17 protein-coding genes and 1 riboswitch are annotated in these 19,277 nt (G+C 73.3%); of the genes, 12 read left to right on the top strand and 5 right to left on the bottom strand.

The features are described from left to right. The first annotated feature begins 8 nt into the window (after window positions 1-8). Window positions 9-464, top strand: a complete 456-nt coding sequence (locus tag HPT28_RS06965; protein WP_219090054.1) for an Lrp/AsnC family transcriptional regulator — start codon at window positions 9-11, stop codon at window positions 462-464. A gap of 21 nt (window positions 465-485) precedes the next feature. Here the strand turns inward: HPT28_RS06965 and HPT28_RS06970 are convergent, their stop codons facing one another. Continuing rightward, window positions 486-1,028: a Repetin gene (locus HPT28_RS06970; protein ID WP_219090055.1), complete on the bottom strand. Its 543-nt coding sequence runs from the start codon at window positions 1,026-1,028 to the stop codon at window positions 486-488. Between the two features lie 335 nt (window positions 1,029-1,363). Here HPT28_RS06970 and HPT28_RS06975 point away from each other — a divergent pair, with 335 nt between their 5' ends. Together HPT28_RS06975 and HPT28_RS06980 are read left to right on the top strand one after the other, a co-directional pair. Next, window positions 1,364-2,182 (top strand): carbon-nitrogen hydrolase family protein, encoded by an 819-nt coding sequence (locus HPT28_RS06975; protein WP_219090056.1) that lies wholly within the window; start codon window positions 1,364-1,366, stop codon window positions 2,180-2,182. Next, window positions 2,179-3,897, top strand: a complete 1,719-nt coding sequence (locus tag HPT28_RS06980) for an NAD(P)/FAD-dependent oxidoreductase (RefSeq protein ID WP_219090057.1) — start codon at window positions 2,179-2,181, stop codon at window positions 3,895-3,897. Before HPT28_RS06975 ends, HPT28_RS06980 begins: the two co-directional genes overlap by 4 nt. 10 nt (window positions 3,898-3,907) lie before the next feature. Here HPT28_RS06980 and HPT28_RS06985 read toward each other — a convergent pair whose 3' ends face one another. Both HPT28_RS06985 and HPT28_RS06990 read right to left on the bottom strand, forming a co-directional pair. Continuing rightward, on the bottom strand, window positions 3,908-5,164 hold the full coding sequence (locus HPT28_RS06985) for an MFS transporter (protein ID WP_219090058.1): 1,257 nt from the start codon (window positions 5,162-5,164) through the stop codon (window positions 3,908-3,910). A 149-nt stretch (window positions 5,165-5,313) separates the two neighbouring features. Beyond that, window positions 5,314-7,641, bottom strand: a complete 2,328-nt coding sequence (locus HPT28_RS06990) for a chitinase C-terminal domain-containing protein (protein ID WP_219090059.1) — start codon at window positions 7,639-7,641, stop codon at window positions 5,314-5,316. Between the two features lie 352 nt (window positions 7,642-7,993). Then, window positions 7,994-8,124, top strand: a riboswitch (FMN riboswitch). A 147-nt stretch (window positions 8,125-8,271) separates the two neighbouring features. Between HPT28_RS06990 and ribD the strand changes: the two genes are divergently transcribed. The 8 genes from ribD (at window position 8,272) to HPT28_RS07030 (ending at window position 14,378) form a co-directional block, all read left to right on the top strand. Continuing rightward, window positions 8,272-9,417, top strand: a complete 1,146-nt coding sequence (ribD, locus tag HPT28_RS06995) for a bifunctional diaminohydroxyphosphoribosylaminopyrimidine deaminase/5-amino-6-(5-phosphoribosylamino)uracil reductase RibD (RefSeq protein ID WP_374226928.1) — start codon at window positions 8,272-8,274, stop codon at window positions 9,415-9,417. Next, window positions 9,418-10,032, top strand: coding sequence for a riboflavin synthase (locus HPT28_RS07000; protein ID WP_219090060.1), 615 nt, complete (start codon window positions 9,418-9,420; stop codon window positions 10,030-10,032). Between the two features lie 74 nt (window positions 10,033-10,106). Beyond that, window positions 10,107-10,709, top strand: a complete 603-nt coding sequence (locus tag HPT28_RS07005; RefSeq protein WP_219090084.1) for a nicotinamide mononucleotide transporter family protein — start codon at window positions 10,107-10,109, stop codon at window positions 10,707-10,709. Beyond that, the gene (locus tag HPT28_RS07010; protein WP_219090061.1) at window positions 10,706-12,037 is read left to right on the top strand and encodes a bifunctional 3,4-dihydroxy-2-butanone-4-phosphate synthase/GTP cyclohydrolase II; all 1,332 of its coding nucleotides are present in this window, start codon (window positions 10,706-10,708) and stop codon (window positions 12,035-12,037) included. The genes HPT28_RS07005 and HPT28_RS07010 overlap by 4 nt, the downstream gene beginning before the upstream one ends. Window positions 12,038-12,116: 79 nt before the next feature. Continuing rightward, window positions 12,117-12,602: a 6,7-dimethyl-8-ribityllumazine synthase gene (gene ribH, locus HPT28_RS07015; protein ID WP_219090062.1), complete on the top strand. Its 486-nt coding sequence runs from the start codon at window positions 12,117-12,119 to the stop codon at window positions 12,600-12,602. 95 nt (window positions 12,603-12,697) lie between these two features. Further along, window positions 12,698-12,970 (top strand): phosphoribosyl-ATP diphosphatase, encoded by a 273-nt coding sequence (locus HPT28_RS07020; RefSeq protein ID WP_219090063.1) that lies wholly within the window; start codon window positions 12,698-12,700, stop codon window positions 12,968-12,970. 57 nt (window positions 12,971-13,027) lie between these two features. Further along, complete coding sequence (gene hisG / locus HPT28_RS07025) at window positions 13,028-13,876, top strand: ATP phosphoribosyltransferase (protein WP_219090064.1); 849 nt, start codon at window positions 13,028-13,030, stop codon at window positions 13,874-13,876. A 49-nt stretch (window positions 13,877-13,925) separates the two neighbouring features. Then, window positions 13,926-14,378, top strand: coding sequence for a PH domain-containing protein (locus tag HPT28_RS07030; protein ID WP_219090065.1), 453 nt, complete (start codon window positions 13,926-13,928; stop codon window positions 14,376-14,378). 15 nt (window positions 14,379-14,393) lie between these two features. Here the strand turns inward: HPT28_RS07030 and HPT28_RS07035 are convergent, their stop codons facing one another. Continuing rightward, window positions 14,394-16,325: an AAA family ATPase gene (locus HPT28_RS07035; protein ID WP_219090066.1), complete on the bottom strand. Its 1,932-nt coding sequence runs from the start codon at window positions 16,323-16,325 to the stop codon at window positions 14,394-14,396. Between the two features lie 417 nt (window positions 16,326-16,742). Beyond that, complete coding sequence (locus HPT28_RS07040; RefSeq protein WP_219090085.1) at window positions 16,743-17,339, bottom strand: uridine kinase; 597 nt, start codon at window positions 17,337-17,339, stop codon at window positions 16,743-16,745. Between the two features lie 224 nt (window positions 17,340-17,563). Here HPT28_RS07040 and HPT28_RS07045 point away from each other — a divergent pair, with 224 nt between their 5' ends. Continuing rightward, window positions 17,564-18,946: a peptidase C39 family protein gene (locus HPT28_RS07045; protein ID WP_219090067.1), complete on the top strand. Its 1,383-nt coding sequence runs from the start codon at window positions 17,564-17,566 to the stop codon at window positions 18,944-18,946. Window positions 18,947-19,277: the final 331 nt, after the last annotated feature.

Raw genomic sequence — 19,277 nt, forward strand, 5'->3', positions numbered from 1 at the left:
CACCCGCAGTGCGACTGAACGAACTCGACGAACGCATCGTCCACGCCCTGGCGGAGGACGCCCGCCGCTCCTACGCCGACATCGGCGCGGAGGTCGGACTCTCCGCCCCGGCCGTCAAGCGGCGGGTGGACCGCCTGCGGGCCGACGGCGCCATCACCGGATTCACCGTGCGGGTGGACCCGGCGGCCCTGGGGTGGGAGACGGAGGGGTTCATCGAGATGTACTGCCGGCACAACACCTCACCCGAGGACATCCGGCGGGGTCTGTCGCGCTACCCGGAGGTGGCGTCCGCGTCGACGGTCACCGGCGATGCGGACGCCATCGTCCAGATCTTCGCTTCCGACATGCGCCACTTCGAGCGCGTGCTGGAGCGGATCGCGGGGGAGCACTTCGTCGAGCGCACCAAGTCCGTCCTGGTGCTCTCGCCGCTGCTGCGCCGCTACACGGCCGGCTCCCCGGCCTGAGCGGCGCCTTCGGCCACCGGGTCAGAGCTTGGGCTGCCAGGGCACCACGGTGAGGCCGCCCGACTCCACCCGCTCGTAGGGCGCGGAGGAGACGCACAGGGGCAGGTCCTCCGCGTCCCGCGGGTCGCTCGTGGCGGCCCAGCTGTAGCCGAGCCGCTGTCCGTCGTTGGTCACGGTGAAGCCGACCCGCCTGCCCTCCAGACCCTCCAGGTCGGAGTCGGTGACCACGCCGGTGAGCACGGTCACCGGCCCGCCGGAGACCATGCAGTCGATCCGCCCCGCGCCGTAGGCGCCGCGGTCGCCGAGGTGATGGCTGAACCGGAACGTGCCGCTGGCGTCGTGCATGACGTCGCGGGCGTCGAAGGTGAAGTGGATGACGTCACCGGCCGCGCGCTGGATCTTCACGGAGCCGACGAGCCGGGCGTCGGCCCGGTCCATGGCCTCTTCGCGGTCGGCGGCGGCGACGGCGGAACCGCCCGCCGCGACCGCCAGCAGGAGGCCGAGCCCGGCGGCGGCCGCCCGGGTGCGGGGGCGGACACGGCTCGGACGGGAGGCGACACGCATGACGGGGACCCTTCTGTTGGGACAACTTCCGCGTTGAGAGCGGGAGTTCATGACGCCCTCCAGCCTTCCGCCGGGCGTCCCGCGGCGCGTCACGCTGTGGGGCCAACCGTCCCTACGCCGCGCGTCGCGCCCCCGGAACCGCCGCATACGTCCCGCGGCGGACCCGCGCTCAACCTTCGGGTTGATGGCGGGCGCAACGAATCGCCACGCAATGCCAGGGGGACGCAACGAAAACACTGTAGATGCGCAAGAGAGCCGCCTTGTCCGCCCCGGTGGCCCGAACGTACCGTCGAAACATCCACCCCCGGTCCGCGACCGACATCCCGTGAGGTCCCATGACGTCCCTGCGCATCGCGCTGTACCAAGGCCCCGGCGGCGTCCCCGCCCCCGGCGAGAGCCTGGCCGCGTTCGCGCGGGCGGCCCGCCGGGCCGCGGCGGCCGGTGCACGGCTGCTGGTGACGCCCGAGCTGTCGCTGACCGGATACGCCCTGGGCGACGCCGTCGCCGGGCTGGCGGAGCCCGCCGACGGGCCCTCCGCGCGGGCGGTCGGCCGGATCGCCGCCGAACACGGCCTCGCCATCCACTACGGCTACCCCGAGCGCGACGGCGCCGCCGTGTACAACGCCGCGCAGCTCATCGGCCCCGACGGCACCCGGCTCGCCGGCTACCGCAAGACCCACCTGTTCGGCCCCTACGAGACGGCCCGCTTCACGCCCGGCACCGAGCCGGTCGTCCAGGCCGAGCTCGACGGCGTCCGCCTCGGCCTGCTGGTCTGCTACGACGTCGAGTTTCCGGAGGCCGTGCGGGCGCACGCGCTGGCCGGGACGGAGCTGCTGCTGGTCCCCACCGCGCTGATGCGCCCCTACGAGATCGTGCCGCGGTCCGTGGTGCCCGTGCGGGCGTGGGAGAGCCAGCTCTACATCGCCTACACCAACCGCCACGGCAGCGAGGGCGAGCACGTCTTCGCCGGCATGAGCTGCCTGGCGGCCCCCGACGGCACCGTCCGCGTCCGCGCGGGCGGCGGCGAGGACCTGATCGTCGCCGACGTCGACACCGCCGCCCTCGCGGCCTCGCGCGCGGAGAACACCTACCTCGCCGACCGCCGCCCCGAGCTGTACACGTCCCTGTCCCCGCAAGGAGAACCGCGCCGATGACCTCCACCGTGCCCGCCGCCGTCCACGACGAGCAGCACGCAGAGGCCCAGTCCACGCCGCCCATCACCATGTTCGGCCCGGACTTCCCCTTCGCCTACGACGACTTCCTGGCCCACCCGGCCGGCCTCGGCCAGATCCCGGCCACCGAGCACGGCACCGAGGTGGCCGTCGTCGGCGGCGGCCTGTCCGGCATCGTCGCCGCCTACGAGCTGATGAAGATGGGTCTCAAGCCCGTCGTCTACGAGGCCGACGAGATCGGCGGCCGGCTGCGCACGACGGACTTCGCGCGCTCGGACGACGGCACCGGCAAGCCCCTCAACGCGGAGATGGGCGCCATGCGCTTCCCGCCGTCCTCGACGGCGTTCCAGCACTACGTCGACCTCGTCGGCCTGGAGACGAAGCCCTTCCCCAACCCGCTGGCCCCCGACACGCCCTCGACCGTCGTCGACCTGAAGGGCGAGAGCCACTACGCGCGCACCGTGGACGACCTGCCCGAGGTCTACCACCAGGTCATGGACGCCTGGAACGCCTGCCTGGAGGAGGGCGCCGACTTCTCCGACATGCAGCGCGCCATCCGCGAGCGCGACGTCCCGCGCATCCGTGAGATCTGGGCCGCCCTCGTGGAGAAGCTCGACAACCAGACCTTCTACGGCTTCCTGTGCGAGTCGGAGTCGTTCCGCTCCTTCCGGCACCGGGAGATCTTCGGCCAGGTCGGCTTCGGCACCGGCGGCTGGGACACCGACTTCCCCAACTCGATCCTGGAGATCCTGCGCGTCGTCTACACGGGTGCCGACGACGACCACCGCGGCATCGTCGGCGGCAGCCAGCAGCTCCCGCTGCGGCTGTGGGAACGCGAGCCCGCCAAGCTCGTCCACTGGCCGAAGGGCACCTCGCTGGCGTCGCTGCACGACGGTGCGCCGCGCCCCGCCGTCACCCGGCTGCACCGCACCGCGGGCAACCGCGTCACCGTCACCGACGCCGACGGGGAGATCCGTACCTACCCCGCGGTCATCTTCACGGCGCAGTCGTGGATGATGCTCTCCAAGATCGACTGCGACGACGCGCTGCTGCCGATCGACCACTGGACGGCCGTCGAGCGCACCCACTACATGGAGTCCTCCAAGCTCTTCGTGCCCGTGGACCGGCCGTTCTGGCTGGACACCGACGAGGAGACCGGCCGCGACGTGATGAGCATGACGCTCACCGACCGCATGACCCGCGGCACCTACCTGCTGGACAACGGCCCGGACCGCCCCGCCGTCATCTGCCTGTCCTACACCTGGTGCGACGACAGCCTGAAGTGGCTCCCGCTGGACGCGAACGAGCGCATGGAGGTCATGCTCAAGTCGCTCGGCGAGATCTATCCCAAGGTCGACATCCGCAAGCACATCACCGGCAGCCCGCTGACCGTCTCCTGGGAGAACGAGCCGTACTTCATGGGCGCGTTCAAGGCCAACCTCCCGGGCCACTACCGCTACCAGCGGCGGCTGTTCACCCACTTCATGCAGGACCGGCTGCCCGAGGACAAGCGTGGCCTGTTCCTGGCCGGCGACGACATCTCGTGGACGGCCGGCTGGGCCGAGGGCGCGGTGCAGACGGCGCTCAACGCGGTGTGGGGCGTCATGCACCAGTTCGGCGGTGCGACGGACCCGAGCAACCCCGGGCCCGGTGACCTCTACGACGCCATCGCCCCGGTCGAGCTGCCGGAGGACTGAACCCGTGGCGCTACTCCCGCACGGTCTTTGACCGGTGGGCGCCCTTCGCGGCGCCCACCGGCCGCGCCGACGCGGGCCGCAGCACCCCGGCACCGAGCACGAGGCCCAGCGCCAGGGCCGTGACGAGGCCGAAGGAGGCCGTCAGCGAGGCGAACTCGGCGACGGACCCGATGGCCGTGGGGGCGATGAGCCCCGAGGTGTAGGTGATCGTCGCCACTCCCGCGATCGACTGGCTCGGCGCCGGGCCGCTGCCCCCGGCCGCAGCGAAGGCCAGCGGGACGACGACGGCGATGCCCGTCCCCAGCAGCGCGAAGCCGGCCATGGCCACCGCGGGAGCGGCGGCGGTGGCGACGAGCCCCCCGCCCAGCGCGGCCAGCACGCCGCCGCACCGCACGGTCCGCACCGCGCCGTACCGCTCCACCACCGTGTCCCCGGCGAACCGGGCCACCGCCATCGTGCAGGCGAAGGCGGTGGTGGAGGCCGCGGCGGCCCCGGCCGAGGCGCCGAGGACGTCACGCAGATAGAGGGCCGACCAGTCCAGGCTGGCGGCCTCGGCGAACACCGCGCAGAACCCCACGGCGCCGATGAGCAGCGCGGCGCGCGGCGGCAGCGCGAAGCGCGGCGGGGGATGCGCTCCGGGCGTACCGCGCAGGTCCGGGACGCCCCGGCAGACCCCGGCACCGAGCGCGGTGAGCACGAGGGCCGCCAGACCCAGGTGGGCCCGGGCGTCCGTTCCGAGGTGGGCGGCCACGGTGCCCGCAGCCGAGCCCACCAGCGCCCCCGTGCTCCACATACCGTGCAGCCCGGACATGACCGAGCGGCCGAGCCGCTGCTCGACCTCCACCCCGAGGGCGTTCATGGCCACGTCGGCCAGGCCCGCCGTCGCGCCGAACAGGAAGAGGGAGGCGCACAGGCTGAGGAGGTCCGGCGCGAGCGCGGGGAGGAGCAGACAGGCCGTCCAGAGCGCCAGCATGCCGCGCAGCGCCCTCCGCGAACCCCATCGGTGGCTGATGCGCCCGGCCAGCGGCATGGCGGCCGAGGCGCCGAGGGCGGGGAAGGCCAGCGCGAGGCCCAACTGGCCGGCGCTCAGCCCCGCGTGGTCCTGGATCCAGGGGATCCGGGTCGCGAAGCTTCCGGTCACGGCGCCGTGCACGGCGAAGACGGCCGCCACCGCCCAGCGGGCCCGGTGCGGCCGCCGCGGGCCCGGCTCCGGCAGGTCGCGGCCCGTCGGTGGATGCGTTCCCCGCACACCGTCAGCTCCCGTCATACGCAGCAGGTTCCCGGACGGCGCGGATTCCGTCGAGCGGGCTGCGTGTGGGTGGGCGCGGCCACCGGGGTGGCCGCGCCCGCCGGGTGCGTTCGCGCGGAGGGGTCGGGGACCGCGGGAGCGCACCCGGCCGTTCACCGCGAAGGGCGTCAGCAGGCGCCGAGGTCCTCCCAGACGCCCCACTCGCCGGTGGTGCCGGGCTCGTCGCCCTGCGTCCACCACTTGGCGCGCCAGGTGCGGTCGTTCCAGGAGACGGTGTCGCCGCCGTTGTAGACCGCGCCGGAGTCCCAGGCCGGGTCGGTGCACTGGCCGCCGCCGCCGGAATCGCCGCCGCCGTCACCTCCGCCGGTGCCGCCGCCCGGGTCGCCCGGCGTGGTGCCGCGGGCGAGGTCGCCGGGGATGGCGTACGCGGTGCCGTCGAGGGTCACCGTCCAGTTGGACGGCGTCGAGACGGGCAGGTAGTAGACGAAGTCCACGGTGACCGTCGCCCCGGGTGCCACCGACTGCCAGGAGGGCAGCTTGAGCGACACGCGGTGGTAGTCGCCGTCGAGCCCGCCCACGTTGCCCTTGCGGGTGTGGTCGCTGCGCACGATCGACGTCCCGAACCCGGACTGGTCCTTGGCGTTCCCGGGCGCCGAGGTCGCGTAGTCGAACTGGAACTCCGTGCCTCCCGGCAGGGTGACGTCGGAGTTGTTGGTGATGCGCAGCTTGGGGCTGATCGGGTAGTTGGAGTCGCCGAGCGGGAAGTCGGTGAAGTCGACGTCCACGTCGATCGTCTGCGTCGGCAGGTCGGTCGTCGCCCGCTGGGCGCCGTAGGGCGAGGCGGACTTGAACGCCTCGTACATCACCGTCGTGAGCGTGTCGCCCTGCTCGTACTGGCCCTTGGCGGCGTTCCAGCCGTAGTCGCCGGCCAGCTCCCACATCATGGTGCCGCCGATACCCTGGTCGACGACGTACTGCGCCTTCGCGCGCACCGACTCCTCGTCCTCGGTGGACAGGAAGACCTTCGTGTCGGCGTTCCACAGCCACGGCGAGACGAGGGTGGCGTCGTACTTGCGCGTGTAGTCGCCGGTGAGCTGGAAGTCGGCGGGGAAGCCGTACTGCGTCACGTAGTCCCCGACGATGCCCTTCTCCAGGTTCTTGGCGTGCCACATCGGGTTCGACCCGGCGGGGGACTCCTTGCCCTCGGTGTCCAGGTCGTGCCAGAGGTTGTCGATGCCGGAGGCGCCGTCGCCGCACGTGGTCAGCCCGGCCCCGGCGGGGCAGTCGCTGCTCGGGGCCTTGCCCCACAGCCCGTCCGTGCCGCCGGTGACGTTCTTCCAGCCCCGGGTGTAGTACGGCAGGCCGATGTTGATGCGTCCGGCGGGCATGGCGCCGCGGAAGTAGTGGTACGCCCAGTCGGCGTTGAGGTAGCCGATGCCGCCGTACTGACCGGTGGTGTAGATGCCGGCGGCGGCCAGCTCGGCGTCGCGTCCGTCGTCGAAGAGCGCGGCGTTCGGACCCACGTACTCGTTCCAGGCGCCGTGCAGGTCGTAGGACATGATGTTGACGTAGTCCAGGTACTTGGCGGTCTGGTACGTCTCCATGCCGCGCAGCAGATAGCCCGAGGAGGGCGCGGCCACGGTGAGCAGGTAGTGCTGCCCGTCGGCCGCCCCGGCGCGGTCCAGCTTCTCCCGCAGGGTCTTCATCAGCTCCGCGTAGCCGGCGCCCAGCCCGGCCCGGCGCGGGTTGGCGATGGGCCAGTCCAGCGGGTTCCCGGCGTCCTTCATCGACGTGGCGTACTCGTAGTCGATGTCGACGCCGTCGAAGCCGTAGGCGCGGATGAACTCGACGGCCGAGTCGGCGAACGTCTCGATGCCCGCGTGGTTGACGGAGCCGTCGGCGTTGGTCGCCATGGTGTAGAAGCCGCCGGAATCCACCCGGGTGCCGTCGGGTGCGAAGTAGCCGCCGGTCTCGGCCCAGCCGCCGACCGACACCATCGTCTTGACCTCGGGGTGCTGCTTCTTGAACTTGTTGAGCAGGTTGAAGTGGCCCTTGTAGGGGAACTCCGGGTCCATCTCGGCGCCTTCGACGCCTGGCCAGGTCATGCCGGTGGCCGGGTTCTCGGGGCTGTCGGGGCCCACCGACAGCTTGTTCGCCTCGTCGACGTGGGCGAAGGCGTAGTTCAGGTGGGTGACCTTGTCCCATGGGATGTCGGGGGCGAGGTAGGCGTCGCGGCCGTTCTTGCCGGTGCGCCAGCTGGTGAAGTAGCCGATGACGCGCCGCTGGTGGTCGGCGCCCATCTGCTCGCGTCCGGCGGTGTCGTAGACCGTGCAGTACGGGACGTCGACGCCGGGCGTCGCGTAGAGGCCGTCGGGACGGCAGGACTGGTGGTCCTGGGCCTGAGCCGGTGGGGCCGTCAGCGCGCCGAAGAGGAGTCCGGCGACGGCCGTGGCGGCTGCCGCGAGACTGGCTCTCGCGCGGGTTCTGGGCAACACGGGAAGTCCTCCTGGTGAGGTCAGGCGGATGGGACGGTGGGGGGCGGTGGTGCCTGGCCCGGGGCGTGCGCACACCCCGGACCCACTCCTCGGAGGTGCCGTGAGCGTAGGAGGACTAGACCACTGCGTCAATAGGTCTGGACCAAAGCGGAGTTGGGTCCGGTGTCCCCCGTGTGGCGGTACCAGCGGCTCCGGCGCGAGCGGCCGTCGGCCTGGGGGTGGAAGCGCGGCTGTGCCCTGCCGGGGTGTCGGTGCAGGTCGCGCGCTTCGAGTGGGACGTGAGCCACTCCACAGGCCGCCGCCCGCGTGCGTTCGAGTGAGCCGTGGCAGACTGGACGCGTAGAAGTGACGTCAGCGCACTCCGGGGTCGGTGTAATTCCGAACCGGCGGTTACAGTCCGCGACCCGTCCGCCGCCAGCGGCCGGTTGACCAGGTGAAACTCCTGGACCGACGGTGAAAGTCCGGATGGGAGGCAGTGCGCGGCGGGCAGTGGTGCAGTGTGCGCTCCGGCGTACCCCGCCCGCCCCGGCCAGGGGCCTCGGGGGAGTGTCGCGCAGCCGTTGGTGCACCGAGGTCCGCTCCGTCCCACCATGCCCCGGAGTCCGTGCCCGATGAGGCAGGAGGGACCCGGTGGCCACCGCAGCAGCCATGCGCGCCGAGCGCGACGCGATGCGCCGCGCAGTCGAGCTCTCGGCCCGCGGACTCGGCTTCACCAGCCCCAACCCCGTCGTCGGCTGCGTCGTCCTCGACGCCACCGGCCGCATCGTCGGTGAGGGCTGGCACAAGCGGGCCGGCGGCCCGCACGCCGAGGTCCACGCGCTGGCCGAGGCCGGCGACGACGCCCAGGGCGGCACCGCCCTGGTCACCCTGGAACCCTGCAACCACACCGGCCGCACCGGCCCCTGCGTCCAGGCCCTCCTCGCCGCCGGTGTCTCCCGCGTGGTGTACGCCGTCGCCGACCCCACCCCCGAGGCCACGGGCGGCGCCGCCGCCCTCGCCGCCGCCGGGGTCGAGGTCGCCGCCGGGCTGCTGGAGGAGCAGGCAGCACAGGTCAACGCCGCCTGGCTCACCTCCGTAACGCTCGGCCGCCCGCACGTGCACTGGAAGTACGCGGCCACCCTCGACGGCCGCACCGCCGCCGCGGACGGCACCAGCCGCTGGATCAGCTCCCCCGAGTCCCGGGCGGACGTGCACCGGCTGCGTGCCGAGAGCGACGCGGTCCTCGTCGGCTCCGGCACCGCCCGCGCCGACAACCCCCACCTCGCCGTGCGCGGCGTGTCCGGCGCCGTCCAGCCGCTGCGCGTCGTCGTGGACACCGACGCCCGCGCCGTTCGCCCCGGCGCCCGGGTGCTGGATGACGCGGCTCCCACCCTGATCGCCGTCGCCGAGGACGCCGACGCCTCCGCCCTCGAACCGCTCGTCGACCTCGTCCGGCTGCCGCGGTCCGCCTTCGGTGGCGGCCTCGACCTCGCCGCCCTGCTGTCCGCCCTGCACGCCCGCGACGTCCGTTCGGTCCTGCTGGAGGGGGGCGCCACCCTGGCCGGCTCCTTCGTCGCCGCCGGACTCCTGGACAAGGTCACCGGCTACCTCGCCCCCGCCCTGCTGGGCGCGGGCCCCCAGGTGCTGACCGACGCGGGCATCACGACGATCGCCCAGGCCCTGCGGCTCAGCCTCACCGAGGCCGTACCGCTCGGCCCCGACCTACGCGTCACCGCCACCGTGCCCCACACCGACCGCACCACCACCACCGCCACACGCCGCACCGAGGAGCGCTGAGTGTTCACCGGAATCGTCGAAGAACTGGGTGAGGTCACCGCCATCGAGCGCCTCGGTGACTCCTCCCGGCTGACCCTGCACGGCCCGCTCGTCACCAAGGACGCCGCCCACGGCGACTCGATCGCCGTCAACGGTGTCTGCCTGACGGTGGTCACCGTCGTCGACGGGGAGTTCACCGCGGACGTCATGGCCGAGACGCTCCAGCGCTCCAGCCTCGGCGCGCTCACCGTCGGCTCCCGCGTCAACCTGGAGCGGCCCATGGCCCTCGGCGGACGGCTCGGCGGCCACCTCGTCCAGGGCCACGTCGACGGCACCGGCACCATCGCCGCCCGCACCCCCGGCGAGCACTGGGAACTCGTCAGGGTGACGCTGCCCGCCGCCCTCGCGCGCTACGTCGTCGAGAAGGGCTCCATCACCGTGGACGGCGTGAGCCTCACCGTCGTCGAGGCCGGGGACGACTGGTTCACCGTCAGCCTCATCCCCACGACCCTCGACCTGACCACGCTGGGCGTCAAGCAGCCCGGCGACCCGGTCAACCTCGAGGTGGACGTCCTCGCCAAGTACGTCGAGCGGCTGCTGAGCGCGGGTCAGACCCCGGCGGGGGAGCCGCGGTGAGCCTCGGCGACGTGGTGGGCCTCCTCGACGACACCGCCTTCACCGTCCTCGGCCAGAAGGTCATCTGGTCCGACATGACGGGCAACCTCCTCGGCCTGACCGCGCTCGCGCTCGGCTGGCGCCGCTCGGTACTGAGCTGGCCCGTGCAGGTGCTGGCCGGCGTCGTGCTCATCGCCGCCTACCTCTCGGCCTCCCTGGCCGGGGGTGTCGGCAAGCAGATGCTCGTCGTCGTGGTCGGCCTGTGGGGGTGGCAGAAGTGGAGGGACGGCCGCCGGGACGCGGACGACGGCCACATCGCCGTCCGCTTCGCGACCGGCCGCGAGCGGCTCCTGCTCGCCGCCACCACGGCGCTGGGCACGCTCGCCGTCGGTGCCCTGTTCACCGCGGTCCCCGAGCTGTCCTGGAACCCCTGGCCGGACGCCTACATCTTCGTCGGCACCCTCGCCGCCATGTACGCCCAGGCCAGAGGGCTGGTCGAGTTCTGGTTCGCGTGGCTGCTCGTCGACCTCGTCGGCGTGCCCCTCGCCTTCGCCAGCGGGCTGGCCTTCTCCGGCCTCGTCTACCTCATCTATCTCGTCCTGGTTCTGTGGGGTCTGCGCGCCTGGTGGCTGCGCTCCCGCACCCACACCGCCCCGGCCCCCGTGCCGGCGCGGGACATGGAAGGAGTGGCCCTATGACCGCAACGCAGAGCTGGTACGACGCCGCGGGCCCGGGCACGGCCCTCGACGACGCCCTCACCCTGGACCCGGTCGAGCAGGCGATCGCCGACCTCGCCGCGGGCCGCCCCGTGGTCGTCGTCGACGACGAGGACCGGGAGAACGAGGGCGACCTCGTCATCGCGGCCGAGATGGTCACCCCCGAGGTCGTCGCCTTCATGATGAACGAGTGCCGCGGCCTGATCTGCGTGCCGATGGAGGAGCCCGAGCTCGACCGGCTCGAACTCCCGCAGATGGTCGCCCAGAACACCGAGTCCATGGGCACGGCGTTCACGGTCTCGGTCGACGCCGCGCCCCGGCACGGCGTCACCACCGGCATCAGTGCCGCCGACCGCGCCACGACCATCCGCATGCTCGCCGACCCGGCCCACCAGGCCGAGGACTTCGTCCGCCCCGGACACGTCTTCCCGCTGCGCGCCCGCTCCGGCGGCGTCCTCACCCGCCCCGGCCACACCGAGGCCGGTGTCGACCTCGCCCGGCTCGCCGGGCTGCGTCCGGCCGCGGCCATCGTGGAGATCGCGGGCGAGGACGGCACCATGCTGCGACTGCCCGAACTGGTGCCCTTCGCCCGCAAGCACGGACTCTCGATCATCTCCATCGAGCACCTCATCGCCTACCGGAAGGGCCTGGCCGAGGGCACGCCGCCCATGGCCACCAGCCCCGCCGTCACCCGGGAGGCCGTCACCCGGCTCCCCACCGCCCACGGCGAGTTCCGCGCCCACGGCTACCGTTCCACGCTGGACGGCGTCGAGCACATCGCCCTCGTCGCGGGCGACCTCGGCGACGGCGAGGACGTCCTCGTGCGGATGCACTCCGAGTGCCTGACCGGTGACATCTTCGGCTCCCAGCGCTGCGACTGCGGACCCCAGCTGCGCGCCTCCCTCCAGCGGGTGCAGGAGGAGGGCCGCGGTGTGGTGATCTACCTGCGCGGCCACGAGGGGCGCGGCATCGGCCTGCTCTCCAAGCTGCGCGCCTACGAACTCCAGGAACGCGGACGCGACACCCTCGACGCCAACCTGGAACTCGGCCTGCCCGCCGACGCCCGCGACTACGCCGCCGGCGCGCAGATGCTCGCCGACCTCGGCGTCCGCTCCGTCCGGCTCCTGACCAACAACCCGGCCAAGAGCGACGCCCTGGCCCGGCACGGGGTCGCCGTCGCCGGCCGGGAACCCATGCCCGTCCAGGCCGGCGAGCACAACATCCGCTACCTGCGCACCAAGCGCGACCGCATGGGCCACGACCTGCCCTGGCTGGACGAGGCCCACATCTCCGTCTGCACCACGCAGTGACCGCGCGCACGGCGCACATCCCACCCACCACCGACCCGACACGACGCACCCGCGTCACCGACCAACCGAGGAGCACCACGTGAGCGGCAAGGGCGCACCCGAGCTGACCGTCAAGAACTGCCAAGACCTGCGGGTCGCCGTCGTGGCCGCGCAGTGGCACGACCAGGTCATGGGCGGCCTCGTCGACGGCGCCCTGCGCGCCCTGCGCGAGCTCGGCATCGACGAGCCGACCCTGCTGCGCGTGCCCGGCAGCTTCGAACTGCCCGTCGTGGCCAAGGTGCTGGCCTCCCGCGGCTACGACGCGGTCGTGGCCCTCGGCGTCGTCATCCGCGGCGGCACCCCGCACTTCGACTACGTCTGCCAGGGCGTGACGAACGGCCTCACCCAGGTCTCCGTGGAGACCGGCGTGCCCGTCGGCTTCGGCGTTCTCACCTGCGACACCGAGGAGCAGGCCCTGGATCGCTCCGGCCTGCCCGGCTCCAGCGAGGACAAGGGCCACGAGGCCGTCACGGCGGCCGTCGCCACCGCCGCCACCCTGCGCACCGTCGCCGAACCCTGGCGCTGAGGGCCGCGGAACCCCGCGGCGTCGTCCACGGGAGCATCCACAACCCGGACACGGTGCGCCCGCACGCGGGCGCACCCCGTAGGGTGAACAGCACCATGGCGAACAAGACATTCGACGAGCTCTTCGCGGAGCTCCAGCACAAGGCCGCCACCGGCGACCCCGCCACCTCCCGCACCGCCGAGCTGGTGGCCGGCGGCGTCCACGCCATCGGCAAGAAGGTCGTCGAGGAGGCGGCCGAGGTCTGGATGGCCGCCGAACACGAGGGCACCGAGCGCACCGCCGAGGAGATCTCGCAGCTCCTCTACCACCTGCAGGTGATGATGGTGGCGCGCGGCATCTCCCTCGACGACGTATACGCTCATCTCTGACGCCCCCGCGTCCCCGTCCCCTCCGCATCCCCCTCACGAGTGAAGGAACCACGCACCATGCTGCGCATCGCCGTCCCCAACAAGGGTTCACTGTCCGAGCCTGCGTCGGCGATGCTCCATGAGGCCGGCTACCGCCAGCGCAAGGACCGCCGCGAACTCGTGCTCGTCGACGCGGCGAACGACGTGGAGTTCTTCTTCCTGCGGCCGCGCGACATCGCCGTCTACGTCGGCTCAGGGCGGCTCGACATCGGCATCACCGGCCGTGACCTCCTGCTCGACTCCGGCGCCGAGGCCGAGGAGATCCTCCAGCTCGGCTTCGCCGGCTCCACCTTCCGCTACGCCACCCTGCCGGGCACCGCCACGAACGTGAACGAGTTCGGCGGCATGACCGTCGCCACCTCCTTCCCCGGTCTGGTCACGCGGCACCTGGAGGAGCACGGCGTGGACGCCTCCGTCGTCCGGCTCGACGGCGCGGTCGAGACGGCCATCAAGCTCGGCGTCGCCCAGGTCATCGCCGACGTCGTCGAGACGGGCACCACGCTGCGCAACGCCGGGCTGGAGATCATCAGCGAGCCGATCCTCGTCTCCGAGGCCGTCGTGATCCGCGGCAAGGGCACCGACACCGAGGACCCCAAGGTCCAGCAGTTCCTGCGCCGCATGCAGGGCGTCCTCGTCGCCCGCGAGTACGTGATGATGGACTACGACATCCGCGCCGAGTACGTCGAGAAGGCCGTCGAGCTGACGCCCGGCCTGGAGTCGCCGACCGTCTCCCCGCTGCACGACAAGGGCTGGGTCGCCGTGCGCTCGATGGTGCCGGCCCAGAAGGCCCAGCGGATCATGGACGACCTCTACGAGCTCGGCGCCCGCGCGATCCTCACCACCAACATCCACGCCTGCCGACTGTGAGTACCGCACGCCGTGCCGTCGGCCGCCCCACCGTGAGGAAGAACCGCCCATGCCCGCCGCCGTCCCCCCGCTGCCGGTGACCTTCCGTCCGACCCGCACCCGCGTCGTGCTGATCGGCGTCGGCGTCGCGACCCTGGCCACGCTGACCGTCGTCGCGGTGCTCCTGGAGAGCCTGACGGCGGCGGAGCGGATCAGCTTCGTCCTCACCGGAGCGCTCTTCCTCGCGGTGCTCGCCCTGCTGGCCCGGCCGCACGTCACCGCCGACGCCGACGGCGTGACCGTCGTCAACCTCACCCGCAGCCGACGGCTGGAGTGGGCCGAGATCCTCGCCGTCAACCTGCGCTCCGGAGACCCGTGGGTCTCCCTCGACCTCGCGGACGGCACCAGCCTGCCCGCCATGGGCATCCAGCCCGGCATCTCCCGGGCCCAGGCCGTACGGGACGCCACGGCCCTGCGCGCTCTGGCCCAGGAGCACGGCACGGGCCACCCGGGCGCTGACTGACCGGCTCGTCGGTCCTCAGCCCGGCGGCGGCTCCGGCCGCGGGCCCGCCGGGCCCCGCCCGGACAGCACCTCACCGTAGGCCTGCATCAGGTCGGGCAGCCGCAGCGTCGCCAGATCCTCCCGCGACGGCGTCCCCGACCAGTCCGACAGCCGCAGGTCGCGGTAGGCGCAGCTCTTCTCGTACAGAGTGCGCAGAAACCGCCCGTTGCCCAGCTCGTCGACCCAGCCCTGCGCCACCACGTGGCCGCTGATGCTGCGCAGCTCCTCCAGCGACTCCTCGTCCCACCGGTCGCCGTTCTCGGCCGCCAGTACCTCGCCGATGGCCGTCAGCTCCAGCGGGCGGTAACTCGGGAAGTCGATCCGCGTCGTGAACCGTGAGCCCAGCCCCGGGTTCACGGCCAGCAGCCGCTCCATGCCCTCGGGATAGCCGGCCAGGATCACCACCAGACGGTCCCGGTTGTCCTCGGCCCGCTTGAGCAGCACCTGCAGCGCCTCGTCGCCGTACGCGTCCCCCTTGGCGTAGCCCGAGTTCGACAGGCTGTACGCCTCGTCCACGAACAGCACCCCGCCCAGCGAGCTGTCGATGAGCTCGTTGGCCTTGACCGCCGTCTGGCCCAGGAACTCGCCCACGAAGTCCGAGCGCTGGGCCTCCACCAGATGGTCCCCGCCCAGCAGCCCGAGCGCGTAGAACACCCGGCCGAGTATGCGCGCCACCGTCGTCTTCCCGGTGCCCGAGGGCCCGGAGAACACGAAATGCCGCTTGGGCGGCTGCACGGGCAAGCCCTGCCCGGCCCGCAGCCTGGCCATGTGCAGCTGGGCGGACAGCGCCCGCACCTGCCGCTTGACGGGCTCCAGCCCCACCATGCGCTCCAGCTCCGCCAGCGCCTCCGCCAGCAGCTCCGGATCGGCCGGCCCGCCCGGCCACCGGTCCTGCGGTGCCCGGCCGTCCCGCCCCCGCGGCTCGCCCGCGTCCACGCCGGCGCCCGCCCCGGGGCCGCCCACCGGCTCCGCGTCCAGCGGCCACAGGTCCTCCAGCACCGGGTCCGTTGGATCGGCGCCGTCCGGCCCGGCGGGATCGCCGTCGCCCCCCGGCTCCCGGGCCGCCCCCTCGGGGCCCGCCCCCGCCGCCGTCCGCAGCGGGGCCGCCCAGGAGGAGGCCAGGGAGTCCGCCATGCCGTCCGACTCCGTGATGGCGGTGAGCCGGGCGGCGGTGTCCATGAACGCCGGGTCCACCCGGTGCACCGCCCGGTACAGCGGCAGCGCGGCGGCGCTGCGCCCGGTGCCCTCCCGGGCCCGGGCCAGCCAGTACCGCAGCTCCTTGCGCTGCGGCTGCTCGCTGCGGCAACGCATGAGCGCCGTGGACAGCAGCGGCTCGGCCTGCCCGTACATCTCCAGCCGTACCCGGGCCATCCCGGCGAACAGCCCCGCCTCGACGCCGAGCAGCGGGTCCTCGACCAGGGACTCGGTGTGGACGACGAGCCCTTCCCAGTCTTTGGCGAGGTAGGCGCGGCACGCGTGCAGGAAGCGCACCTGCGGATCGGCGTCCGGCGGCGGGCAGCCGGCCAGCGCCCGGTCCAGGTCGGCGACGTGCCGGCCGTCCAGCCAGTGCGAGGCGTGCGCGAGCAGTAGGTCCCGGCCGCTCTCCAGCACCGGCTGGACCCACCACCCCAGCCAGTACCAGGAGTTGAGGCTCAGCCCATGGCGGGAGCGCTGTTCGCCGAAGCGGTCCCGGTACTCGAACATCCGCAGTAGCGCCGTCGTGGCGTCGACGCGCAGGGCGTGCAGCCCCAGCCAGGCGTCGGCCATCCCCACGTCCAGCCGCACCGCCGTCCTGAACTCCTCCTCGGCCTGCGGGTAGTCGCCCATGGTGTAGGAGTCCACGCCGCGCAGCCAGGCGAGGTCGGCGGGTGCGCGCGGCACCCCGGTACCCCGCGTGCCGAAGTCCATCCCGTCCCCCTGGGCCGATCCCGTCGGGTCCTGCCAGGCGCCTGCCCCGCCTGGTCAACTGCCGTACCACGGACGGCGGTTGTAGATCATGGTCGGGGATCGCCCGGCTCCGCGCAACGGTCGCATCGTACCCGCGTGGCACGCTGCGTCGAAGTGCGCGGTACAGACCGTACCCGCACGTCCGGCCAGGTCGGGCGGTGAGCCTCACCCAGGGTGACGGTCGAGATGGGCGAGCCGGACATCACGGACAGGACGAAGCCCCCGGTCACGGGGGAACAACCAGGGGCTTCGCGCTCTCGGACGGCCGGTGAAGACCGTGTGTTTTGAACGTAATCTGTCACTGCGCCGCAGGTCAAGCAATCGCCGTGAGCGATCATCCGGGACGCCCCGGCTCGGCCGCACACTGGTTCGGTCCCACTACCCAGAGTCATGGCGTCGCGCCGTGCAAGCGCCCGCGGGCCCTGACAGCACCACATACCCCTCCGGCATCTGCCGTACCAGCAGATCCGCGAACGGCCGGGTGGGGTCGGCCGCGAAGTGGGCGCGCTCGGCCGCCGTCCAGTCGTCCCAGAACGCCGCCAGCCCCGGGCCGTCCCGCCGCCGCCCGCGCTCCCAGGCCGTCGCGGGGGAGACGTCGAGCCACAGCACCGCCGACAGCACCGGGCGCACCGCCGCGCGTCCCGCGCCCACGCCCTCCACCAGCACCACAGGATCGGGGGACAGCGACAGCGGGCGGCTGAAACTCCGGCGCTGCCAGTCGTATCCGAGGAAGCGGGCCGACACCCCGCGCCCGAGGGGCGTCACCACCGCGTCGGCCAGCCGCTCCGTCCAGCCGAAGAAGGCCGCGTGGCAGGCCAGATCGTCCAGGTGCAGCACGGGCGCTCCGCCGAGCTCCTCGGCCAGCCGCCGGGCGAGGGTGCTCTTGCCGGAACCCGCGTGCCCGTCGACCGCGACGAGGCGCACCGGACCGCACGAGGGCGGCAGCCCGCGCAGCCGCGCCGCGAGACCACCCAGAGCGCCACAGCGGCCGGCCCCGGGGGAGCGGACCGCCGCGCGCTCCCCGACCGGCCGCTGCTTCGTCACCCGCCCAGCCTACGGCGTCCACGGCTCCAGAGGTCCAGACCGATAACGGTGGGCCCCGTGCTGGCGCGGCCCCTGGCCCGGCCCGCGCCGCCCGGGGATAGTTGACGCAGCCGCCACCCGGCGTCCACCGTCCAGTGACTAGGGGGACCACCCGCATGAGCCGACCCGTGACGACCCGCCGCACCCTGCTGGCCGCCTCCGTCGCCGTCGCCGCCACGGCCGCCGCCACCACGCTGCCCTCCGCCGCCCACGGTGCCGGACGGGCCGCACCCGAGGGCGCCTCGCGCGGCGGTGGCGGGTCGAGCGTCGCCTACGCCTCCTGGACCTCGGTGGCGGACTGGCACGGCGGCTCCGGCCGGGGCACCCGCGTCGACCACGGGCGCCGCCCCGGCCTCGCCATCGGCAGGCCCGCCGGGACGCTCACCTACCGCGACCCGCACGGCGGCACCACCGTCGAGCGGTGGGAGTACGCGACCTGGACCTCGCCGCGCCGGGCGCTGCGGCACCCGGCCCGGCAGCTGATCGCCTCCTGGAACGCCCGCACGCCGGAGGGCACCTGGCTCCGCGTCGAGGCCCAGGGCACGTACTCCGACGGCACCGAGTCGCCCTGGTACACGCTCGGCGTCTGGACCTCGGGTGACGGTCCCGACGTCCCCCGCCGCACCTCCGTGGACGACCAGGGCGACGGCCGCAGCACCGTGTGGACCGACACCCTCGTCGTCACCGAGGACGGCACCCGGCTCACCGCCTTCCGGCTGCGGGCCACCCTGCTGCGCGCCCCCGGCAGTCACGCCACCCCCACCCTCTGGCGGCTGGGCGCGATGACCTCCGACGTCCCCGACCGCTTCGAGGTCCCGCCGACCGCCCCCGGCGAGGCCGCCGGCGTCGAACTCCCCGTCCCGTCCTACTCCCAGAACATCCACGTCGGCCGCTACCCGGAGTACGACAACGGTGGAGAGGCCTGGTGCAGCCCCACCTCGTCCCAGATGATCATCGAGTCCTGGGGACGTCTGCCCGAGCCGGAGGACTACGCCTGGGTCAACCCGGAGTACGACGACCCCCAGGTGTGCCACGCCGCCCGGTACACCTACGACTACCAGTACGAGGGCTGCGGCAACTGGCCCTTCAACGCCGCCTACGCCGCCACCTACGACGACCTCCAGGGCGTCGTCACCCGGCTGGACACCCTGCACGACGCCGAACGGCTCGTCCGGGCCGGCATCCCGCTCATCACCTCCCAGTCCTTCCTGGAGGAGGAGCTGGACGGCGCCGGCTACGGCACCGCCGGCCACCTCATGACGGTCGTCGGCTTCACCCGGGACGGCGACGTCATCGCAGGCGACCCGGCGTCCGACAGCAACGCCGAGGTGCGCCGCGTCTACCGCCGGAGGCAGTTCGAGAACATCTGGCTGAGGACCAAGCGCTACGACGCCAAGGGCAAGGTCAGGAGCGGCACCGGCGGCGTCTGCTACCTCTACTTCCCGGCCCGTCCCAGCGCCGCCCAGCGCCGCGCCCTGGCCGCCGTCGGCATCCGCTGACGGCCTCGGGCCCGGCCCGTAGCCGCACCCGCCCGGCCCCGTCCACACCCGTCCGGACCAGCGCCGAGCCTCGCCTGGTGTGCCCCGGCCGACGGCGGGTACCCCGCCACGGGCCGGGGCGCCGTGGGCCCCGGCGGACGCGCACGGCAGGTGGCGCTGGACCAGGCGCGGGCCCACGGCAAGGGCACCCTCGTGCAGGTCGGTTCGGCGCTGTCCTACCGGGGGCTGCTGCGGTCGGCGTACTGCCCGCACCGGCTACGCGTCCCAGCACTCCGACGAGCCCGACGAGCCCGACGACCCGGCGGCCCCGGCCGACGGCCCCGGCGGGCGG

Origin of the sequence: Streptomyces sp. JJ38 (assembly GCF_019303475.1) — a bacterium.
Classification (GTDB): Bacteria; Actinomycetota; Actinomycetes; order Streptomycetales; family Streptomycetaceae; genus Streptomyces.